This window comes from Achromobacter deleyi (assembly GCF_902859705.1).
Lineage (GTDB): Bacteria > Pseudomonadota > Gammaproteobacteria > Burkholderiales > Burkholderiaceae_B > Achromobacter > Achromobacter deleyi.
In genome coordinates this window covers 118,275-139,810 of the sequence record NZ_CADIJO010000006.1, presented here as the reverse complement: position 1 = coordinate 139,810, position 21,536 = coordinate 118,275, and the positions used below count along the sequence as shown (strand labels likewise).

The following is a 21,536-nucleotide window of genomic DNA, read 5'->3' as shown; positions in this document are numbered from 1 at the left end:
AGCCGCCGGCCCGCTTCCCATGTCCAACGAAACGTCCGCAACACCTCGACCTTCCCGCGCCGGTTCCGGCCTGCGCGTGGCTGCCGGTATCGTGGCGGGCGTGGCGCTGGGCCTGGCGGCGGGTTACTTCTACGCCCGCGGCGTGTACCAGCCCAAGGACGCGGTGGTGCTCAGCGCCGAGCAGGTCGAAGCGCGCGACGAGGCTATGCGCCAGCAGGCGGTGCAGTTGCGCTACATCCGTGGCCAGCTCGATACCGCGGATGGCGAACTGGTCATCGAGCGTTCCGCCCGCCAGGAACTCGAAACCCAGCTGCATGCCGCCCAGGCCGAAGTCGGGCGCGTGCGCGATCAGCTGGCTTTCTACGAACAGTTGCTGCCCCCCGGCCCCGAGGGCTCGGTGGATATCCGCGGCGCCCAGATCGAGCGCGACGGCGCCGGCCTGCGCTACAAGGTGCTGCTGATGCGCAGCGGCCGCAATGGCGCGGCCGCGTTTGCCGGCACATTGCGCTTCCAGGCCACGGGTACGCTCAAGGGTGAAACCGTCACGGTGGATCTGGCCCCCATGCAGGTCAAGGCCGAAAGCGGCCCGGTGCCCGCCACCGGCGAAACCACTACGGCAGCGTCGCTGGCGTTGCAGTTCGATCAATACCAGCGCAGCCAGGGAGTCCTGGCTGTGCCCGAGGGATTTGTCCCCGAAAGCGTCACCATCAGCGTCCTCGAAGGCGACACCGTCCGCGCCTCGCGCAGCGTCAAGCTTGAACTTTGAGTCTGGGCAGGGCCTGCGCTATAGTGGATGTATACGAGCGGCGACGCCGCTCACCGGAATACGGCCGAACCGGCCAGGAGTGAATCATGAATGCAGTGACCGAAACCGTCGACCTGCAGGCCGCCCCGCCTGCTCCCCTGGTGTTCACCGACTCGGCAGCCGCCAAGGTCAAGGACCTGCTGGCCGAAGAAGGCAACCCCGAACTGAAGCTGCGCGTCTTCGTGCAGGGCGGGGGCTGTTCGGGTTTCCAGTACGGTTTCACGTTTGACGAAGTCGTCAACGAAGACGACACCGTGCTGGACAAGGCCGGCGTGCAATTGCTGGTCGACCCGATGAGCTTCCAGTACCTGGTCGGCGCCGAGATCGACTACAAGGAAGACCTGGAAGGCGCCCAGTTCGTCATCCGCAACCCCAACGCCAGCACCACCTGCGGCTGCGGTTCGTCGTTCTCGGTGTAAGCCGGTAGCGATCGCGTCAGGTTCGCTTAGGCGGGCCGCCGCGATGTCGGGTGCGTGCGCCTGAGCGACAAAAAAAGCCCTTCGGCATGCCGAAGGGCTTTTTGTTTGGGCCGGTTGTCCAGGCGGCCTGATGTCAGGCCGGATACCGCGCGCCCAGGATACGCGGGCCGCGGGCGCCCGTGACCTCGGGCACGCCCGCCGGCCTGCCCGTCAGGAACGCCTGCGCCAGCCACGCAAAGGCCAGGGCTTCGACTTGCTGCGCCGGCACGCCCAGGGCGTCGGTGGCGTGCACCGGGCGCTGCAGGCAATACGCCAGCTCACGCATCAGCCCCGCGTTGTACGCGCCGCCGCCGCAGACATAGACCTCGCGCGTATCGGCAGCGGCCGCATCGATGGCGTTGGCAACGGTGCGGGCCGTCAGGCGTTGCAGGGTCGCCTGCACGTCTTGCGGGGCAGGGGCTGGGCCGTCGTAGGCTGCCAGCCGGTCGTCCAGCCAGCGCAGGTTGAAGAGGTCGCGGCCGGTCGACTTGGGCGGCGGCAGCGCGAACCACGGCTCGCTGGCAATCAGTTGTTCGAGCAGCGGCGCCAGCACCTGGCCGGTGGCGGCCCAGTGGCCGTCCTTGTCGTAGGGCTGGCCCAGGTGGCGCTGGCACCAGGCGTCCAGGAACACGTTGGCGGGGCCTGTATCGAAGCCACGGGGCGGCTGGCCCGGCGTCAGCAGCGTCACGTTGGCGATGCCGCCCAGGTTCAGCACGGCGCGGCCCTGCGGGGCGCCGAAGATGGCGGCATGGAACGGCGGAACCAACGGCGCGCCCTGACCGCCCGCGGCCACGTCGCGGCTGCGGAAGTCGGCGATCACGTCGATGCCGGTCAGTTCGGCCAGGAGGGCAGGCGCATTCAATTGCAGCGTATAGCCGCGGTCGGGCCGATGGCGCACGGTCTGTCCATGGGCGCCGACGGCGGCGATATCCTGCGCTTGCAGGCCAGTCTGAGCGAGCAGGTCGGCCACGGTTTGAGCATACAGCCGGGCCAGTTCGTTGGCGGCCAACGCGCCGCGGGCCAGCTCGTCATCGCCGGGCACGTTCAGCGCCAGCAGTTCGGTGCGCAGGGCTGCCGGCATCGGCAGGCTGGCGCTGGCCAGCACCTGCGGCGGTTGGCCGTCCGGCAGGCGAACCAGCACGCCATCGACGCCATCGACACTGGTACCTGACATCAGTCCGATGAAGAGTGGCCCCCCCGCCTTGGGGCGGCCCTGCGGCGAAGCGGTCTCTGCCGAGGGGAGCTGGGCGTTTGGAGATGCAGTCATGAATAGATCCGCCTAAGTAAAAAGCGGCCCGGCATCGAGATGCGCGGGCCGCCTTGCGGGTGCGTCATGCAGACAGGGCTGCTTAGCGGCTGGCCACGTTGGTCAGCGCGTCGGGCAGGGTCTGCTGGAATTCGGTCAGCAGCTGGATCTGCTGCTTGTACGGACCCACGGCCTGGTTGAACGCGCGGATTTCGGCGGGTTCGAGGGCGCGGGCAACAGGCAGGTCCACCGACAGCGGGTCGATGGGCTGGTTGTCGACGCGGAATTCGTAGTGCAGGTGCGGGCCGGTGGCCCAGCCGGTGGCGCCCACGTAACCCAGCAACTGGCCCTGGGAAATCTTGGCGCCCTTGGTGATGCCTTCGGCGATACGGCTCTGGTGCGCGTACAGCGTCGAGTACTTGCCGTAATGCTTGACGATGACCACGTTGCCGTAGCCGTTCTGCCAGCCCGAGAATTCCACCGTGCCATCCGCCGTGGAGTGGATCGGCGTGCCCGAGGGGGCCGCGTAGTCCACGCCCTTGTGTCCCGTCCAGGTCTTGTGGATGGGGTGCATGCGCATGCCGAAGGTGGAGCTGATGCGGCTGAACTTCAGCGCGGTGCGCAGGAACGCGCCGCGCAGGCTGGTGCCGTCGAAGTCGTAGTAAGAACCCGTCTTGTTGTCGGCGCTGAACCAGACGGCGGTGTGGGTCTTGCCGCCGTTGATGAATTCCAGGGCCAGCACGCGGCCGGCGCCCGCGTAGCGGCCGTCGTGCGAGCGCACTTCGTAGACCACGCGGAACTGGTCGCCCTGGCGCAGGTCGCGCAGGAAGTCGATCTTGGAGCTGAGGATGTCGGCCATCTGCATGGTGACCGAATCCGGGATGCCGGCAGCATCGGTGGCGCCGAACAGCGACGAACGGATCGTGCCCACGGCAACGCGGGTCTGGCGATCGGTGTTCTCGGTGATTTCTTCGGCCTTGTAGCCGTCGCCGGTGCGCGCCACGTGCAGCATGCGAGTGACGACCTGGCCGTCAGCTTCGTTGCCGGGAGTGTGGATGTAACGCAGCCAGATCAGGTTGCCTTCCGCGTCGGTCGCGGCCTGCACGGAACGGCCCGGGTACAGCTTGTAGATGCTGCGCGCGCTGGCGTCGTGGGTCAGGAAGGTCTGCAGGTCGGGCGAATCGAGTTCCAGGCGTTGCAGCACGGCGGCCAGCGTGTCGCCCGCGCGGATGCGGGTTTCGCTGATGTACGGCGCGGCGCTGGGCGTGCTGACTTCAACCTGTTCGGTGGTCAGCGGCAGAACGCTCTGGATGATGCGGGACGGGGGGATTTCGCTGCGGTCGGGTTGCTGCACCATGCCCAGGGCGGCGGCGCCGGCAAACAGGCCGATGGCGGTGACAAGGAGAGTGCGGCGGAAAAGTCCCGAGCGGTGGGGCTTGGGCTCGACGGGCGCAAACACGGCAGCAACTTTGCGCTTGATGCTACTCGCCAGGTCGTGGAGGCCACGATTCATCGTGAAGATACCCTCTCAGGTGGCTTGAGCTCGCAGGGTGCGTGACACGAACGGCCCCCGCGCGCCACGTTTTCCGGGGCAAGGGCTGGCGCGGGGCGCAACTTGTGAACAAACGGGTGGTAGACCGGACAGCAACTGCGTATATATGACAGTTGCGTATGATTAGGGCGGTATCCTAGCTGATTCGGCTAGAATTTTCGATAGTTTTCGTCACTTTTTACACCTTTTTATCGGCTAAAGCCGTCGCGGCCCCCCAAAAAATGTCTCCCTCCGAAGCCCCCATCACCCCCGAAGTCGAAGCCGATCTGCGTATTGCCAAACGCGGATGCGATGAGCTGCTGGTCGAATCCGAATTCGCCCGCAAGCTGGCCCGAAGCCGCGCCACCGGCGTGCCGCTGCGCATCAAGCTGGGGCTGGACCCGACGGCGCCGGACATCCACCTGGGTCACACCGTGGTGCTCAACAAGATGCGCCAGCTGCAGGACCTGGGCCACGAAGTCATTTTCCTGATCGGCGACTTCACCTCGACCATCGGCGACCCCAGCGGCCGCAACAGCACCCGTCCGCCGCTCACCCGCGAGCAGATCGAGGCCAATGCCAAGACCTACTATGCGCAGGCCAGCCTGGTGCTGGACCCGGCCCGGACCGAGATCCGTTACAACTCCGAGTGGTGCGATCCGCTGGGCGCGCGCGGCATGATCCAGCTGGCCTCGCGCTATACGGTGGCCCGCATGATGGAGCGCGAGGATTTCACCAAGCGCTTCAAGGGCGGCATCCCGATCTCGGTGCACGAATTCCTGTATCCGCTGATGCAGGGCTATGACTCGGTGGCGCTGAAGTCCGATCTGGAGCTGGGGGGCACCGATCAGAAGTTCAACCTGCTGGTCGGCCGCGAGTTGCAGAAGGAATATGGGCAAGAGCCGCAGTGCATCCTGACGATGCCGCTGCTGGTGGGGACCGACGGCGTCGAGAAGATGTCCAAGTCCAAGGGCAACTACATCGGCATCTCGGAAGCGCCCGATTCGATGTTCGGCAAGCTGATGTCGATTTCCGACACGCTGATGTGGCGTTATTTCGAGCTGCTGTCGTTCCGCTCGCTGGAAGACATCGCCGCGCTCAAGCAGTCCATCGACGAGGGCCGCAACCCGCGCGACGCCAAGGTCATGCTGGCCCAGGAAATCATCACGCGCTTCCATTCGGCCAAGGCAGCCGAAGAGGCCCTGGCGTCGTTCGAGGCGCGGTTCCGCGACGGCGCCATTCCGGAAGACATGCCCGAGGTCACCCTGGGCGGCGCGCCGGTCGGCATCCTGAAGCTGCTGCGCGAAGCCGGGCTGGTGGCGTCCGGGTCGGAAGCCCAGCGCAACGTCGAGCAAGGCGGCGTGCGCGTCAATGGCGACCGGGTCGAAGACAAATCGTTGCAACTGCCGGCGGGCACCTATGTCGTGCAGGTCGGCAAGCGCAAATTCGCGCGTGTTACCGTGAATGCGTGATTGCGAACTTTTGTGAACCCATCATCGCAAAGTTTTTGATACGCTGGAGGCATGGTCAGGGGCAGGGACGCCTTTGCGGCACTTCAAGGAGCACGACATGAAACTTTCGAGTTTGTCTTTTTCCGATAACGAGTCGATTCCGGAGCGCTACGCCTTCGGCAAGATCGATGCGCAATCGCACGTCGCGCTGGCAGACAACTTCAACCCGCAGTTTTCCTGGGACGACGTCCCGGCGGGGACGCAGTCGTTTGCCTTGATCTGCCACGATCCGGACGTGCCCTCCAAGCCCGACGACGTCAACCAGGAAGGCCGCGAAGTGCCGGCTGACCTGCCGCGCGTGGATTTCTTCCACTGGGTGCTGGTGGACCTGTCCGCCGACATGCGCGACATCGAAGAGGGCGCCTTTTCCAACGGCATCACGCCGCGTGGCAAGGGCGGCCCGCTGGCGCCGCTGGATGCCCGCCAGGGCATCAACTCGTATTCGTCCTGGTTCGCCAACGACCACGACATGAGCGGCGACTACTTCGGCTACGACGGCCCGTGCCCGCCCTGGAACGACGCGCTGGTGCACCGCTATGTGTTCACGCTGTACGCGCTGGATGTGCATACGCTGAACCTGCAGGGCGCCTTCACCGGTGAAGATGCGCTGCGGGCGTTGCAGAAGCACGTGCTGGCCCAGGCGTCGCTGACGGGCACCTACACGCTCAACCCGAAGCTGGCGCCCAAGCAGATCGGCGCAACCTCGGCGTCCTGATCGACGCAGGGGTACAAAAAAAGGGCCGCTTGAATGCGGCCCTTTTTATTGGCTGGCGGCAGGGGCGTCCGTCAACCGGTCGCGCGTTTCAGGCGCAGCAGTGCCACGCCGAAGGCGACGAACACCGAACCCACCGCGCGGTTGATCCACAGCACGGCGCGCGGTTGCTGGAACAGGCGCCGGGCGCGCCGCGCCAGAAGGCCGTAGGCCAGCAGCGAGGGCAGCGACATGCCCATGAAGATGCCGGTCAGGATGAAGAACTGCGGCAAGAGCGGCTCGGCGGCGTTCAGGAATTGCGGGAACAGCGCGGTGAAGAACAGGATGGGCTTGGGGTTCAGGCCGGCCACGAAGGTGGCTTCCAGGTAGAGCGCCCAGGCGCCGCGGGGCGGGCGCCCCTGGGGGTCGGGCGGCGGCGCGGCCACGCTGCTGCGGCCCAGCAGATGGCGCAGGCCCAGGTAGATCAGGTAGGCGGCGCCGGCGATCTTGAGCGCCGCGAACAGCAGCGCCGACGATTGCAGCACCACACCCAGGCCCAGCATGGCGGCGGCCGACAGCAGGAACAGGCCGGTGACGTTGCCCAACGACGACGGCAGCACCGCGCGCAGGCCGCCGGCCGCGCCATTGCGCATGGCCAGGATGCTGGCGGGGCCGGGGGTGACGACGCTGACGGCGGCGACCAGGGTGTAGGCGATCAAGGTCTGGGTTTGCATGAAAGTTTCTCAAGTCGGGATGAGCGCGTTTTCCCGGTGTGGGGAAATGTCAGATATTTCGCGTCCATGCCGGGAATTTTGCCGCCATTCGGGGCATTTTGGCGACAAGGGAATCGAGATGACGCGGTAAACTATTCGTCATTATCCGGGTTTACCCGCCCGGGCGCAGTTTCCTCCTCTCTTACCCGCTTCAGGAACCTCCCGTCATGTTTGACCGCAACCTCACCCTCTCCAAGGCTGACCCGGACGTCTGGGCCGCCATCCAGAAGGAAGACGTACGCCAAGAGCAGCACATCGAGCTGATCGCTTCGGAGAACTACGCCAGCCCGGCCGTCATGGAAGCCCAGGGCACGCAGCTCACGAACAAGTACGCCGAAGGCTATCCGGGCAAGCGCTACTACGGCGGTTGCGAATACGTCGACGTGGTCGAGCAACTGGCCATCGACCGCCTGAAGCAGATTTTCGGCGCCGAAGCCGCCAACGTGCAGCCCAACTCGGGCTCGCAAGCCAACCAGGGCGTGTACATGGCCGTCCTGAAGCCGGGTGACACCGTGCTGGGCATGAGCCTGGCCGAAGGCGGCCACCTGACCCACGGCGCATCGGTCAACGCTTCGGGCAAGCTGTACAACTTCATCTCGTACGGCCTGGACGAAAACGAAGTCCTGAACTACGCCCAGGTCGAGCAACTGGCCCGCGAACACAAGCCCAAGCTGATCGTGGCTGGCGCTTCGGCCTACGCCCTGCACATCGATTTCGAGCGCATGGCCCGCATCGCCCATGAAAACGGCGCGCTGTTCATGGTCGACATCGCCCACTACGCCGGCCTGGTGGCGGGCGGCGCCTACCCCAACCCGGTGCCCCATGCCGACTTCGTCACCTCGACCACGCACAAGTCGCTGCGCGGCCCGCGCGGCGGCGTCATCATGATGAAGGCCGAATACGAAAAGATCGTCAACTCGGCGATCTTCCCCGGCATCCAGGGCGGTCCGCTGATGCACGTCATCGCAGGCAAGGCCGTGGCCTTCAAGGAAGCGCTGGAACCCGAATTCAAGACCTACGCGCAACAAGTCGTCAAGAACGCCAAGGTGCTGGCCGACACGCTGGTCAAGCGTGGCCTGCGCATCGTGTCGGGCCGTACCGAAAGCCACGTCATGCTGGTGGACCTGCGTTCCAAGGGCATCACTGGCAAGGAAGCCGAAGCCGTGCTGGGCCAGGCCCACATCACGGTCAACAAGAACGCCATCCCGAACGATCCGGAAAAGCCTTTCGTGACCAGCGGCATCCGCCTGGGCACCCCGGCCATGACCACCCGCGGTTTCACCGAAGCCGAAGCGGAACTGACCGCCAACCTGATCGCCGACGTGCTGGACAACCCGCGTGACGAGGCCAACATCGCTGCCGTGCGCGCCCGCGTCAACGAACTGACCTCGCGCCTGCCGGTCTACGGCAAGAAGTAAAACGGCGCCGTGGCGGCGTCAGCCGCCCGGCCCGCGCAAAGGACGGCTCCGCAAGGGGCCGTCCTTTTGTTTGTTTCATCGTTACAATGTCGACGAATTATTGCCTTTCCGTGTTTTCAGGGATCACACATGCGGTGTCCATTTTGCGGCAATTCCGAAACGCAGGTCGTCGACAGCCGTGTCTCGGAAGAGGGCGACGCCATCCGCCGCCGGCGCCGCTGCCAGTCCTGTGACAAGCGATTCACCACGTACGAACGGGTGGAGCTTGCCATGCCGTCGGTCGTCAAGCGCAACGGCAGCCGTAGCGAATACGACCCGGCCAAGCTGCGCGCCAGCCTGAGCCTGGCGCTGCGCAAGCGGCCGGTCAGCACCGAAGACGTAGACGGGGCCGTGGCCCGCATCGAAGAACAGCTGCTGGCCAGCGGCTTGCGTGAAGTGCCCACCGAACATATCGGCGAACTGGTCATGACCGAGCTGCGCAAGCTCGACAAGGTGGCCTACGTGCGGTTCGCGTCGGTCTACAAGAGCTTCGAGGACATCGGCGAATTCGTCGAGGCCATCCGCGAAATGCAGGGGCCGCTGCTGCCGGGCAAGCTGCGCAAGGAATGACGGCGCGCGCCGTCTATTGAGGTTCCGCCCGCGCCATGCTTGGCGTCTGCGGCTGGAACCGGCGCCATACGCGGCGCAGATGCTGGGCCGAACCAAAGCCCGATTTTTCCGCCACCAGTTCCAGGTTCAAGCGCGTTTCGCGCAGCATGTCGCGCGCCAGCGCGACGCGGATCTGATACAGATAGTCCATCGGCGTGCAGCCCGCGTGCTCGCGGAACAGCCGCGTGAGATGCCGCGCGCTGGTGTGGGCCTGCTCGGCCAGCGATTGCGCCGACCAGGCTGCGGCCGGATTGCGCACCACGGCGTCCTGCACGCGGTGCACGCCGGGATGCATGTGATTGCGGTGTTCCAGCCACGGCGACAGCGCCGAATCGGTGCCCGCGCGGCGCTGGTAGACCACCATGTCGCGCGCCACCTCGCTGGCCACGCGCGGCCCGCAATGCCGCGACACCATGTGCAGCGCCAGGTCGATGCCGGCGGTGATGCCGGCGCTGCTGACCAGGTTGCCGTCTTCGACGAAGATGCGGTTGTCGTGCAGCCGGGCGGTGGGATCCATGGCGGCAAGCTGCGCCAGGCAGCTGTGGTGCGTGGTGCAGTCGCGCTGGCGTGTCAGGCCGGCCGCGGCGGCGAACAATGCCCCGGCGCAGACGGTCATCAGCGTGAAGCCATCGGCCGGATGCCGTACCGCCAGCCAGTCGATGATGCGGCGCGCCTCGGGTTCGTCCAGGCGGGTGGGTTTGCCGACCACGCCCGAGACGATCACCAGGGCTTCGGGCGGCAGGCTGTCGGGCAGCGGCTGGATGCGCGCCAGGTGCAGGCCGGGAATGCCGCTTTCGATTTCCGTGGACGGGCCGCAGAAGTGCTGCGTGAACGCGTCGGGGCACAGCTTGTTGGCGACCCGAAAGGCCTCGGCTGGGCCCGCCACGTCCAGCAGCACGATGCCCCGGGGCAGTACGAAGTGCACGGGAATCATTGCGGCTCGTATCCGAAGGCGCCCGATCAGGCGCTGGCGAAGGCGTCGGCCGCGCGCGCGATGCGGGCAAAGCGTCCTTGCAGCACGAGTTCGGTGCGGTCGCGGATTTCCGCGGGGGTGTAGTGCTGGCCCGACGGGCTTTGCATGGCGAAGGTCAGCGTGGCGTCGGTCGGGAACACGACCTTGTAGCCGGCGTCGCTGGCGTGCCGGGTGGTGGTTTCGCAGCACTGTTCGGTGCGGATGCCGCTGACGATCACGCCTTCGATGCCGTTCGCGGCCAGCCAGTCCTGCAGGGTCGAGCCGTCGGCGCCCTTGGCATACAGCGACGAATGCACCGTCTTGTGGAACACGGCATCAGGCGAAATGCGGATTTCGTCCAGCGTCTTGACGTGGCCGGAGGCCAGGGAAAACGGATTGGCGGCATCGTTGGCGGCGCTGATGTGGAACACCTGCAGCACCGGAATGCCGCGCGCCACGGCCGAATCGATCAGGCCCTGGAGTTGCGAGACGAATGCCGGGTATTCGGATTCGTCCCAAAACGGACGTTGCCGGAAGGAATCCTGGACGTCAATGACTATCAGTGCTTGTTTCATGGTTCCGGGCTCCGTGCCGTGGAATTTCAGGGGGGTATGGCAGGCATTGTCGCCCTGGCGAGCCCCCTGGGCGAGGCCGCTCCAGACCAGCGTCGGCCCAAAACGGACATGCTGAAACGCCCCTTGTGAGGATCATAGCGCGGCAGGGCGCGGGGTGTTCGCCGACCGGCCGCCCTGGGTGCTTGCGGCGGGCGGCGGACATACAATCGCAGGCATGACGCACCCCTACGACTCCGACGACCTTACCTGGATGCGGCGCGCCCTGGCGCTGGCGCAGACCGTCATGTACACCACGGCCCCCAATCCGCGGGTGGGCTGCGTGATCGTGCGCGATGGGCGGGTGCTGGGCGAAGGCGCGACCCAGCCGCCGGGCGGCCCGCACGCCGAGGTCGGCGCGCTGCGCGATGCGCAGGCACGGGGTGAATCGGTGGCCGGCGCCACGGTGTATGTCACGCTGGAGCCGTGCAGCCATTTCGGCCGTACGCCGCCTTGCGTGGACGCCTTGCTGGCCGCCAGGCCGGCCCGGGTGGTGGTGGCGTTGGGCGACCCCAATCCCCTGGTCAATGGCCGGGGCCTGGCGCGGCTGCGCGAGGCCGGCATTGCCGTCACCACAGGTGTGTGCCGCGACGAGGCGCTGGCCATCAACGCGGGTTTCATGTCGCGGATGAGTCGCGGGCTGCCCTGGACCTGGCTGAAGATGGCCACGTCGCTGGACGGCCGCAGCGCGCTGCATAACGGCGTATCACAGTGGATCACCGGCCCCGAGGCGCGCGCCGACGGACACCGCTGGCGCGCGCGCAGCTGCGTGGTCCTGACCGGCATCGGCACCGTACTGAAAGACGACCCGCAACTGACCGTGCGCAGCGTGGCCACACCGCGCCAGCCGCGCCGGGCAGTGGTCGACGGCCGCTTCGAGCTGCCGGAAGACGCGCGCCTGATCGATGGCGGCGAGGTCATCGTGTTCACGGCCCGCGCCGATGCCGCCAAAGCCGCGCGGTTGGCGGCCAGGAATGTGCGGGTGGTCGAGCTGCCTGGGCAGGAGCCCCACCGGGTCGACCTGCCGGCGATGATGCGCTGGTTCGCTGCCGAGCAGTTCAACGAAGTCCATGTCGAGGCGGGCGCCGGCCTGAGCGGCGCATTGGTGGCGGCCGGTTGCATCGACGAACTGCTGGTCTACCTGGCGCCGATGCTGCTGGGCGAGGCCGCCGGCCTGGTCAAGCTGCCGCTGCTGGAGCGGCTGGAGGCCGCCCCACGGTACGAATTCATTGACGCCGAGCGCGTGGGCGCCGACCTGCGGGTGCGCGCCCGGGTGGCGGACCACTGGCGCGAGCTGATGCGCCGGGTCGAGCTGCCGACGCTGTCCTAGGGGCCGCGTCCGAGCGATCTTCTTTCCGAGCGCTCTTCTTTATTAGCAGCCCCGCTTTTAGGCAGACCCCGCTCAGGGTTTGCTGCCTCGCGGCCGCCAGGCCCAGATGCCCGCGCCCAGCGCCGCCAATACCAGCAGGCCGCCGGCCAAGAGCAGCCCCGGATGCTGATGGCGCACGCGTTCCCACGCCTTCCAGGCCTGGATGTAGTGAAAGCGCGAGGCGGATTGGAAGTCCGGCTCGGGGCATTCACGGCCGAAGGTGTCGCTGAATGGCACCTGGGCGCCCTGGTCCACATAGCGCAGGTAGATGGCGGTGGCGCGATCCGGCGTGTCGTCGATGACGTAGCGCGCGCCGCGGCAAAGCACGGCGGCGAAGGCCTGCGAGCGGGTCGGCAACTGGTCGGCAGCTTTCAGCGCGTAGTCAGCGGCGATCTGGCGGTAGTGGTAGCGCACGTCGGGCTTGGCTTCGCTGGCGGCGTAGCGCACCCGTTCTTCCTGCGTCACGAACGGGCCGGGCAGGTCGGCTTCGGCGCGTTGCAATGGCGTATCCAGCGGTTGGCCGGCATTGGCGCGGGCTTCCCGCCACCAGGGATTGGCCTCACGGCCGGCGCCGGCTGCGTAGCTGCCGTCGTACACGGCGTAATCGGGGCCCTGTTCGTAACCCATGATCCGCATGCCGTCACGACGCGCCAAGGTGGCGGCGGCGTACCAGGCCTGCGCGCGCGAGGTGCGGCCCCAGGCGTTGCCGGCGGCCAGCAGCGCATCGCCGTACTCGGCGGCGCGCTGGCGCACGTTGGATTCCACGATCTTCCAGTCGCCATCCTGGTAGGCCAGGGACGCGAAGCGCGGGTCGGCGTCGGCCGGGAAATAGGGCAGTGCCTCGTCTACCCGGCCCTCGCGCACCAGCCTGCGCGCCAGCAGTTGGCGCAGGCGGTCGTGCACGGGCGGCTGGTGCAGGCGGCTCCATTCGTAGAACTGGTCGGTGGTGTAGCGGCTGAAGCCGGGCGGTCGCGATGGCGGCGGCGAGGCCGGGGCCTGGCGGTCGACATAGGCCTTGAGTTCGTCCGTAGTCAGCACGCGTTCGGCCACGTAGGCGGCGTCGTTCCAGTACGGCGACAGGGGCCAGCCTTCTTCGGGCGGCGCTTCGCCGTCGCGATGGGCGGCGGCGCGATAGAGCTGGTCAAGCGCTTCGACATATTGGCCGCGCGACAAGGACAACACGCCTTGTTCAGCCTTGAGCAGTGCGCCCGCGTTGGGTTCCAGGCTGCCGTCCGCACGCGGAAATGCCGCCAGGGCCTGCGTGTAGGCGTGCGCGGCGCGTTCGGTGTCGCCCTGGCGCACGGCCAGCTTGGCGCGCACCCACCAGGCCAGCGCCGTATCGAGCCGCTCGGCCAGCGCCTGCGCCAGGTCGTAGCGGCCCACGCGATACGCCAGCGCGGCCACCCGGTCGGCATCGGCGATGCGCTGCGGGTCCTGCGTCTGCAAGGCGGCCACCAGCGATTGCAGCGCGGGATTGGGGGTGAGGTCGGGCCGGCCGGTGGCGGCATCGGCCAGGCCAAGTCGGCCGGTCGCGTCGAAGGTAGCCCAGACATCGTTGGCGCTGTCCGGGTTGCCGTCGACGATGTCGCCCACGCGGGCCAGCCCGTAGGCCACCAGCAGGCGCTGGCCGATCGGGTCGGCGACCAGGCGCGCGGCGCGGCCTGGGGCGGTCAACGCCCAGTTGGCGAGCAGGCGCAGCGATGCGAGGCCGCTGCCGGAACCGCGGGCGGCCTGGTCGGCGTACAGGCGTACGGCAAGCTTCAGGTCGGCGGGCGTGATGGCGTCCATGCAGGCCGTGGTGTTGATCAGATCGTCGTACGTGCAAGGGCCTTGGGCGCCGGTCAGGTACAGGCGGGCTTGCTGGCCGTAGCTGGCCACCGCCAGGCCCAGCGGATCGGCGTCGCCGCGCAGCGCCAGCGCGCGAACGCGGACGTAGGCCTCGGCGTCTTGGGCGCGCCAGGCGTGCGCATCGTGGCTGGCTTCATGCGAATGCTCGTCGGGCGGGCCATATGCGGCTTCGTCGTCTCCCATTTCCGCCAGCAGATAGGCCGCCCAGACGCTGCGCGACGCGGCCTGCGCCGCGGGCAATGCCAATAGGGCGTGCAGCCTTTTGCGGGCACGGTCCAGGCGCATGTCGCCCTGGCCTTGCGCGGCCGTCCGGTAGTCCACCGCGGCCGCGACATACAGGCGTACGGCCTCAGGCAGGCCTGGACCGGCCGCATAGGCTTGATCGCCGTCGGGCTTGGCGCGCATGGCGCGGATCTGCTCGCGTTGCTTGGGGCTGAGCGCCGGATCGAAATCTTCCGGCGTGGCGTCGGACCGGTAGGTGCCGTCGGGCAGCAGCGCCGATTCGCTGGCGCGCAGCGCGTCGGTGGCCGGCGTCAGCCGCGCGGCCTCGTAGGCGAAGGAATTGGCGGGCGTGCCTTGCAGGGTGCCGGCGCGATCATCCAGCAGTTGCGGCGGGAATTCCGGGCCGCAGGCGATGACGATGCCCACGCCCGCGGCGCAGGCCAACAGTAGCGCGGCAGCAAGCGATTTACGGTTGTACATGAAGGCTCGGGGTTGCGGATTCACAGCGTATCCATCCAATGGCGCGCTCGGCGCCGGCACGCAAAAGCCCATCTTGCGCGCGGCGAAGATACAGGCCCTGGCGATCGTATTCAAGGGTGTAGCCGTTGATGCCATCCGCCGTGCGGCAGGCAGCATCGATCCGGATGGCAAACGGCAGCGGCGCATCGCTGTTGCCGCGGTTGGCCAGCAGCACGTTGCGCGCGCCGCCGGGGCCCGCGGTTTGCGCCGCGACGGCCACATCGGCGTTCAAGGGCTGGCGCGCAAGCACGGCGCGCCACGTCGGCAGGCTCCAGGCGCGCGTGTCGGCGGATGTCGGCAAGCGGAACCAGACGATGCCCGCCAGGCCCGCAGGCCGGTCGCGGTCCAGCGCGGCGACAAACGCCGCCATGTCGGCCGGAGCGACCAGGAGTTCGGCCGAGCGGCCCCCGGGCATCAGCGCGGGGCGCTCGCTTTCGACGGTGGCGATGCGGCCGTTGTCGTCCCAGGCGACGCGGCTGCCGTATGTGGGCAGCGCCACGCGCCAAGGCCGGCCGGTCTGGCGCGCGTAGGCATCCAGCCAGGTGCGCGCGCGCTTGGCGTTGAACAGCCCCAGCGCGGGGTCCTGCACGGCATGGACCTGCAGCACGGTTTCGTCGGGCACGGTAAGCAGCGCGGCCAGCGCGGGGCTGTTCAGCCAGGTGGGCAAGGCGGTGATCGACAGCGCCACGCCAGGTGCCAGCCGGCGCTTCAGGTCGGTCAGCATGGCGGTGTAGGCGGGCAACTGCGAGGTGGCGCAGTCGTAGTCGATTTCAAGTGCGGCGGGGGTAACGCCGGCATTGCGCCATGCCGCCAGCGTGGCGGTGGCGCGCGCGATGATGTCGTCGGGCCGTAGCGCGCCCACGCGGCCATCCAGCCGCAGCACCGCCACCACCGGCCGCTGGGTTGCGGCCAGCGCCGCGAGATCAGGCGCGGCGTCGAACCAGACGCCGTCGGCGCGCATTTCCGCCGCCAGCACGCGCCAGGACCGCACGGATTCGGCGCCATCGGCCAGCGCGCCGGTCACGGCCGGTGTCCAGCGCCGTTGCCACACGTAAGCATCATTGGGAAGCGCACCGCCCGCTTGCTTGGTACCGGCAGGTTCGCAGCCGGTCAGGAGAAGCAGGCCGCAAAGCACCGCAAGCCAGGGCCGGCGCCGTCGGGCGTTGGCGATGCGAAACCCCGATATGGCGGGTCGCGAACGGTGCGGCATGATGCGGTCGAAGGCTTTGAAAAGAGAGCGCGGGCTGGGAATGAAGGATGCGTGATTCTATCCTTGATGCCGCAAGGGGTATTAGCACTCTCGCCATGCGGCTGCCAACGAAAGGCTGCGATAGCCGCAGTCCATCGCCCGCATAGCGTTTACCGGTGCGGCTTGCAGCCGAATCGCAGCAAGTTTGGGAGCGATTTGCACGTGAACGGCGTTCGCGTTCTCCCTAACATTTTCTGCTGCGTTTTTTTGCGCATCGGTGCAAATGAATTGCCACAAAATCGTCAAATCGGCTTAAGCTAAGGCCATGACTTGGCGCTACGCGCGCATGGCTTGCTCCACCGCCCGCAACGCGCCCTCGTCACCACGGATTCCAGTGTCGCGTACCGGCGCTTTCAACAACCGGACCGACACGTCGCTGAACCAGGCCGCACATTGCGCCGTTCAGACCGTTCGCTGCCATCGTTCAGCGAACGCACCGGGCCTTACGCCCGGATCATAAGAATCCACCGGGATATCGCTCATCCCTTCAAATCATTGCTGACCATTTCATATGCGGCCGCATCATGCGCCCGTTCTACAGCGATATGCTGAAGGCGTACGAGTGAACTTATTCACGTTAGTTGCAATCCCTGACGGAACTTGTGTCCGAAGGGTGCAGCCTAAACGGAAAGGGCCCGATCGTGCTCTTGGTTGATGTGTGGCGAAAGCAACATACGACCGTGCCGAAAATGCTTATGGCGAGATTATCTAGTCACGCATAAGCACAGAGGCACACAATGGGGACACGTAGGGACGTCATGGCTTTTTCGCGTGTTGTAGGAGGTTTCCGTGCAAAACATCGTCGAAGGCTTCAAGTCGCAGTATGCAAGAGAGCAGGAATCAGAACTTTCCCTTGAGGAATATCTGAACCTCGCCAAACGCGATCCGATGGCATACGCCAGCCCCGCTGAGCGCATGCTGGCCGCGATTGGCGAACCTGAAATCGTGGATACGCGCAACGACCCACGTCTTTCCCGTTTGTTTTCCAACCGGACCATCCGGCGCTATCCAGCGTTTCAGGAGTTCTACGGCATGGAGGACGTCATCGGGCAGATCGTGGCGTTCTTCAAGCACGCCGCGCAGGGACTGGAAGAGCGCAAGCAAATCCTCTATCTGCTGGGGCCTGTGGGCGGCGGTAAGTCGTCCATCGCAGAACGCCTGAAGGTCCTGATGGAGAGCTATCCCATCTACGCGCTCAAGGGTTCGCCCGTGAACGAGTCGCCGCTGGGCCTGTTCCATCCGGAACGCTTCGGCGACACGCTCGAAAAGGAATACGGCATTCCGCGCCGTTACCTCACGGGCATCATGTCGCCGTGGGCGGTCAAGCGCCTGAAGGAATTCGATGGCGACATCTCGCAATTCCGCGTGGTGCGCCTGAATCCGTCGGTGCTGCGCCAGGTGGCCATCGCCAAGACCGAACCGGGCGACGAGAACAACCAGGACATCTCGTCGCTGGTGGGCAAGGTCGATATCCGCAAGCTCGACCGCCACTCGCAGGACGACCCGGACGCCTACAGCTATTCCGGCGGCCTGTGCCTGGCCAACCAGGGGCTGCTCGAGTTCGTCGAGATGTTCAAGGCGCCGATCAAGATGCTGCATCCGCTGCTCACGGCGACCCAGGAAGGCAACTTCAAGGGCACCGAGGGGTTCTCGGCGATTCCGTTCAACGGCAGCATCCTGGCGCACTCGAACGAGTCGGAATGGCAGACCTTCCGCAACAACAAGCACAACGAGGCTTTCCTTGACCGTATCTATATCGTCAAGGTGCCTTACTGCCTGCAGGTGTCGGAAGAAGTCCGCATCTACGAAAAGCTGCTGCATCACAGCTCGCTGTCCAAGGCGCCGTGCGCGCCCGGAACGCTGGACATGATGGCGCAGTTCTCGGTGCTGACCCGCCTGAAAGAGCCCGAGAATTCCAGCATCTATTCCAAGCTGCGCGTCTACGACGGCGAAAGCCTGAAGGACGTCGACCCCAAGGCCAAGGCGTTGCAGGAATACAAGGACTACGCCGGTACCGACGAAGGCATGAACGGGGTGTCCACGCGTTTCGCGTACAAGATCCTGTCCAGCGTCTTCAACTACGACCAGACCGAAGTCGCCGCAAACCCGGTGCACTTGATGTACGTGCTCGAGCAGCGCATCGGCCGCGAGGACTACCCCGAGGAAATCCGCCGCCGCTACCTGGAGTTCATCAAGGGCTTCCTGGCGCCCCGCTACGCGGAATTCATCGGCAAGGAAATCCAGACCGCCTATCTCGAGTCGTACTCCGAGTACGGCCAGAACATCTTTGACCGCTACGTCACGTTTGCCGACTGCTGGATCCAGGACGAGGAATTCCGCGACCCGGAAACCGGCGAAAGCTTCGACCGCAGCGCCTTGAACGATGAGCTGGAAAAGATCGAGAAGCCGGCCGGCATCGCCAACCCGAAGGACTTCCGCAACGAGATCGTGAACTTCGTGCTGCGGGCGCGCGCCAACAACAACGGCCGCAACCCGACCTGGACCAGCTATGAAAAGCTGCGCGAAGTGATCGAGAAGAAGATGTTCTCGAACACGGAAGACCTGCTGCCGGTGATTTCGTTTAACGCCAAGGCCTCGGCCGAGGACAAGTCGAAGCACCAGAGCTTTGTCGACCGGATGGTGGAAAAGGGCTACACGGAAAAGCAGGTCAGGCTGCTGTGCGAGTGGTACCTCCGCGTGAGGAAGTCTTCCTGAGCGAGGTGAATCATGAATTCACTGATCGATCGCCGTCTTAACGGGCGCAACAAAAGCGCTGTCAACCGGGAGCGCTTTCTTCGGCGTTACAAGGACCAGATCCGCAAGGCGGTCCATGGGATGATCCGCGACCGCTCGATCCAGGACATGGATCAGGGCGGCGAGATCAACCTGCCCGCCCGCGATATTTCCGAGCCGACTTTCCGGCACGGCGCGGGCGGCGACCGGGAAATGGTGCATCCGGGCAACCGCGAATTCGCCAAGGGCGACGCCATCGACCGGCCGCAAGGAGGAGAAGGCCAGGGCGGCAACGAGCCCGGCGAAGGCGAGGCGGTCGATCAGTTCACCTTCAGCCTGTCGCGCGCCGAATTTTTGAACCTGTTCTTCGAAGACCTGGAACTGCCGCACCTGGCGCGCAATCAGCTGGGCGAGGTCAGCCAGAAGAAATGGCAGCGCGCGGGCTACACCACCACCGGTTCGCCCAGCATGCTCAGCATCAGCCGCACGCTGAAGTCGTCGCTGGCGCGGCGGGTGGCGCTGAGCGTGAAGGCGCGCGCCGACCTGGAAGACGCCGAAGAACGCCTGGCCAAGGCCTTGTCGGCGGGTGCGCCCGCTGACGAGATCCGGACGCTGGAGCAGGACGTCGAAGACTGCCGCGAGCGCCTGGCCCGCGTGCCGTTCCTGGACGACCTGGACCTGCGCTACCGCAACCGCGTGTCGGTATCCATTCCGATGGCGCGCGCGGTCATGTTCTGCCTGATGGACGTGTCCGGGTCCATGGACGAGGGCAAGAAAGACCTGGCCAAGCGCTTTTTCACGCTGCTGTACCTGTTCCTGTCGCGCAAGTACGAGCACGTGGACCTGGTCTTCATCCGCCACACCGACAATGCCGAGGAAGTGGACGAGCAGACCTTCTTCTACGATCCCAAGAGCGGCGGCACCATCGTGCTGTCGGCGCTGGAGCTGATGCGCGAGATCGTCGAGAAGCGCTATCCGCCCACGGCCTGGAACGTGTACGCGGCGCAGGCCAGCGACGGCGATTCGTTTGGCGCCGACGCCGGCAAGAGCGCGCGCTTCCTGGCCGAACACCTGCTGCCGGCCTCGCGCTACTTCGCCTATATCGAGATCCCCGACTCGCAGGAAGCCCGCAAGAGCAGCCTGTGGGCGGAGTATGAACAGAAACTGGAGCCGCATTTCGTGATGCGGCGCATCTGCGAACGCGGGGAGATCTATCCCGTGTTCCATGACCTGTTCAAGAAGGAAACCGCATGAATGCCATCGTGGGCGCACTCGTAGAGCCGGAATCGGTCGGCGGCAGCCCCCGGCCATTGTCGCAAGGTTCCGAATGGACGTTCGAGCTGATCCAGTCCTATGACGACGCGATCTCGCAGGTCGCGCGCGAGTACGGGCTGGACACCTACCCGAACCAGATCGAGGTCATCACCTCGGAACAGATGCTGGACGCGTATGCGTCGGCCGGCCTGCCGATTGGCTATCCGCACTGGTCCTACGGCAAGGAATTCATCCGCAACGAGCAGTACTACCGTCGCGGCATGCAAGGCCTGGCGTACGAGATCGTGATCAACTCCAACCCCTGCATTGCGTATCTCATGGAAGAAAACTCCATGACGATGCAGGCGCTGGTGATTGCGCATGCCTGCTACGGCCACAACTCGTTCTTCAAGGGCAATTACCTGTTTCGCCAGTGGACCGATGCCGACGGCGTGCTGGACTACCTGGTGTTCGCCCGCAAGTACGTGATGGACTGCGAAGACCGCTATGGCATCGACGCGGTGGAAGCGCTGCTCGATTCCTGCCACGCGCTGTCTCATCACGGCGTGGACCGCTACAAGCGGCCCACCCCCATCTCGTACAAGGAAGAATCCGCCCGCCAGGCCGAACGCCAAGAGCATGCGCGCCTGCAATACAACGACCTGTGGCGCACGCTGCCGCGGCTGGAAGCCGACAAGGACCCGCGCGCGGCCGCCGTGGTGTTTCCGCCCGAACCCGAGGAAAACCTGCTGTACTTCATCGAGAAGTACTCGCCCAAGCTGGCGCCGTGGCAGAAGGAGCTGGTACGCATCGTGCGCAAGGTGGCGCAGTACTTCTACCCGCAGACGCAGACCAAGGTCATGAACGAGGGCTGGGCCACGTTCTGGCACTACACCATCCTGAACCGCCTGCACGAAAAGGGGCTGGTCAACGACGGCTTCATGATGGAGTTCCTGCAAAGCCATACCAACGTCGTCAGCCAGCGCGGCTTTGACGAACGCGGCTATGGCGGCATCAACCCGTACGCCCTGGGCTTCGCGATGATGTCGGACATCCGCCGCATTTGCGAAAAGCCCACGCCCGAAGACCGCCGCTGGTTCCCGGACATCGCGGGCGGCGACTGGCTGAAGACGCTGGACTTCGCCATGCGCAACTTCAAGGACGAGTCCTTCATTTCGCAATACCTGTCGCCGCGCCTGATCCGCGAGTTCCGCTTCTTTGCGATCTCGGACCACCAGGCCAACCCCAAGCTGGAAGTCGCCGCCATCCACGACGATGAAGGCTACCGCGACATCCGCCGCCTGCTGGCCGCGCAGCACAACCGCGACAACCAGGTGCCGGACATCCAGGTCACGCGTTTCAACCGCGACACCGACCGGTCGCTGGTGCTGCGCCACCTGAAGAGCCGCGGCCGGCCGCTGGCGGCCGAGGATGCCGAGCAAGTCATGAAGCACCTGGCGCGTCTGTGGGGTTTCCGGGTGCGGCTGGAAGAAACCGAGCCGGACGGCACGGTCAGTTCCTACCGCGAACAGGACCCGCCGCCGGTGTAACGTCTGGCCGACCCCGGGGCGCCTTGTGGGGGCAGACCCGGGGAAGGACCGGGGGGACGCAATCGCGTCCCCTTTTTCTTTTTGCTGGCGGGCGCTGCAGCATTCTTTCCAATCTGCTAGAATCGCGGATTCGCATTTTTCGGAATGC

General features: G+C 65.9%; 17 protein-coding genes. 10 read left to right on the top strand and 7 right to left on the bottom strand.

Features of this window, described 5'->3' with window-relative positions; translation table 11 throughout:
- Positions 1–19 precede the first annotated feature (19 nt).
- Together HV798_RS11310 and erpA are read left to right on the top strand one after the other, a co-directional pair.
- Positions 20–766, top strand: a complete 747-nt coding sequence (locus HV798_RS11310; protein WP_175193382.1) for a DUF6776 family protein — start codon at positions 20–22, stop codon at positions 764–766.
- A gap of 86 nt (positions 767–852) precedes the next feature.
- Positions 853–1,224 carry an iron-sulfur cluster insertion protein ErpA gene (gene erpA / locus HV798_RS11305; protein ID WP_006388644.1) on the top strand — a complete coding sequence of 124 codons (372 nt, stop codon included), beginning with the start codon at positions 853–855 and terminating at the stop codon, positions 1,222–1,224.
- 133 nt (positions 1,225–1,357) lie between these two features.
- On the opposite strand, the gene HV798_RS11300 is transcribed toward erpA, so the two are convergent.
- Positions 1,358–2,530 carry an anhydro-N-acetylmuramic acid kinase gene (locus HV798_RS11300; protein WP_175193381.1) on the bottom strand — a complete coding sequence of 391 codons (1,173 nt, stop codon included), beginning with the start codon at positions 2,528–2,530 and terminating at the stop codon, positions 1,358–1,360.
- Between the two features lie 82 nt (positions 2,531–2,612).
- Positions 2,613–4,022: a M23 family metallopeptidase gene (locus tag HV798_RS11295; RefSeq protein ID WP_175193380.1), complete on the bottom strand. Its 1,410-nt coding sequence runs from the start codon at positions 4,020–4,022 to the stop codon at positions 2,613–2,615.
- A gap of 260 nt (positions 4,023–4,282) precedes the next feature.
- On the opposite strand from HV798_RS11295, the gene tyrS reads away from it, so the two are divergent.
- On the top strand, positions 4,283–5,512 hold the full coding sequence (gene tyrS, locus HV798_RS11290; RefSeq protein ID WP_175193379.1) for a tyrosine--tRNA ligase: 1,230 nt from the start codon (positions 4,283–4,285) through the stop codon (positions 5,510–5,512).
- Between the two features lie 97 nt (positions 5,513–5,609).
- The gene (locus tag HV798_RS11285) at positions 5,610–6,266 is read left to right on the top strand and encodes a YbhB/YbcL family Raf kinase inhibitor-like protein (protein WP_175193378.1); all 657 of its coding nucleotides are present in this window, start codon (positions 5,610–5,612) and stop codon (positions 6,264–6,266) included.
- A gap of 71 nt (positions 6,267–6,337) precedes the next feature.
- Here the strand turns inward: HV798_RS11285 and HV798_RS11280 are convergent, their stop codons facing one another.
- Positions 6,338–6,976 carry a LysE family translocator gene (locus tag HV798_RS11280; protein ID WP_175193377.1) on the bottom strand — a complete coding sequence of 213 codons (639 nt, stop codon included), beginning with the start codon at positions 6,974–6,976 and terminating at the stop codon, positions 6,338–6,340.
- 206 nt (positions 6,977–7,182) lie between these two features.
- Between HV798_RS11280 and glyA the strand changes: the two genes are divergently transcribed.
- Entirely contained in the window at positions 7,183–8,433 is a 1,251-nt protein-coding gene (gene glyA, locus HV798_RS11275) for a serine hydroxymethyltransferase (RefSeq protein WP_175193376.1), read from the top strand.
- A gap of 129 nt (positions 8,434–8,562) precedes the next feature.
- On the top strand, positions 8,563–9,042 hold the full coding sequence (nrdR, locus tag HV798_RS11270) for a transcriptional regulator NrdR (RefSeq protein WP_025137582.1): 480 nt from the start codon (positions 8,563–8,565) through the stop codon (positions 9,040–9,042).
- Between the two features lie 13 nt (positions 9,043–9,055).
- Here nrdR and HV798_RS11265 read toward each other — a convergent pair whose 3' ends face one another.
- Complete coding sequence (locus tag HV798_RS11265; RefSeq protein ID WP_175193375.1) at positions 9,056–10,015, bottom strand: GlxA family transcriptional regulator; 960 nt, start codon at positions 10,013–10,015, stop codon at positions 9,056–9,058.
- Between the two features lie 26 nt (positions 10,016–10,041).
- On the bottom strand, positions 10,042–10,608 hold the full coding sequence (locus HV798_RS11260; RefSeq protein WP_175193374.1) for a cysteine hydrolase family protein: 567 nt from the start codon (positions 10,606–10,608) through the stop codon (positions 10,042–10,044).
- A gap of 214 nt (positions 10,609–10,822) precedes the next feature.
- On the opposite strand from HV798_RS11260, the gene ribD reads away from it, so the two are divergent.
- Entirely contained in the window at positions 10,823–11,974 is a 1,152-nt protein-coding gene (ribD, locus tag HV798_RS11255) for a bifunctional diaminohydroxyphosphoribosylaminopyrimidine deaminase/5-amino-6-(5-phosphoribosylamino)uracil reductase RibD (RefSeq protein ID WP_281360846.1), read from the top strand.
- Between the two features lie 72 nt (positions 11,975–12,046).
- On the opposite strand, the gene HV798_RS11250 is transcribed toward ribD, so the two are convergent.
- Together HV798_RS11250 and HV798_RS11245 are read right to left on the bottom strand one after the other, a co-directional pair.
- On the bottom strand, positions 12,047–14,563 hold the full coding sequence (locus HV798_RS11250; RefSeq protein ID WP_175193373.1) for a hypothetical protein: 2,517 nt from the start codon (positions 14,561–14,563) through the stop codon (positions 12,047–12,049).
- Positions 14,550–15,626 carry a DUF3142 domain-containing protein gene (locus tag HV798_RS11245; RefSeq protein WP_246288703.1) on the bottom strand — a complete coding sequence of 359 codons (1,077 nt, stop codon included), beginning with the start codon at positions 15,624–15,626 and terminating at the stop codon, positions 14,550–14,552. The genes HV798_RS11250 and HV798_RS11245 overlap by 14 nt, the downstream gene beginning before the upstream one ends.
- Before the next feature lie 1,023 nt (positions 15,627–16,649).
- Here HV798_RS11245 and HV798_RS11240 point away from each other — a divergent pair.
- From HV798_RS11240 to HV798_RS11230, 3 genes are read left to right on the top strand one after another with little or no spacing between them, the layout of a single operon-like run.
- Positions 16,650–18,566 (top strand): PrkA family serine protein kinase, encoded by a 1,917-nt coding sequence (locus tag HV798_RS11240; protein WP_369797668.1) that lies wholly within the window; start codon positions 16,650–16,652, stop codon positions 18,564–18,566.
- A 12-nt stretch (positions 18,567–18,578) separates the two neighbouring features.
- On the top strand, positions 18,579–19,838 hold the full coding sequence (locus HV798_RS11235) for a YeaH/YhbH family protein (protein ID WP_025137575.1): 1,260 nt from the start codon (positions 18,579–18,581) through the stop codon (positions 19,836–19,838).
- Positions 19,835–21,388: a SpoVR family protein gene (locus HV798_RS11230; RefSeq protein WP_175193371.1), complete on the top strand. Its 1,554-nt coding sequence runs from the start codon at positions 19,835–19,837 to the stop codon at positions 21,386–21,388. Before HV798_RS11235 ends, HV798_RS11230 begins: the two co-directional genes overlap by 4 nt.
- The last annotated feature ends 148 nt before the right edge of the window (positions 21,389–21,536 follow it).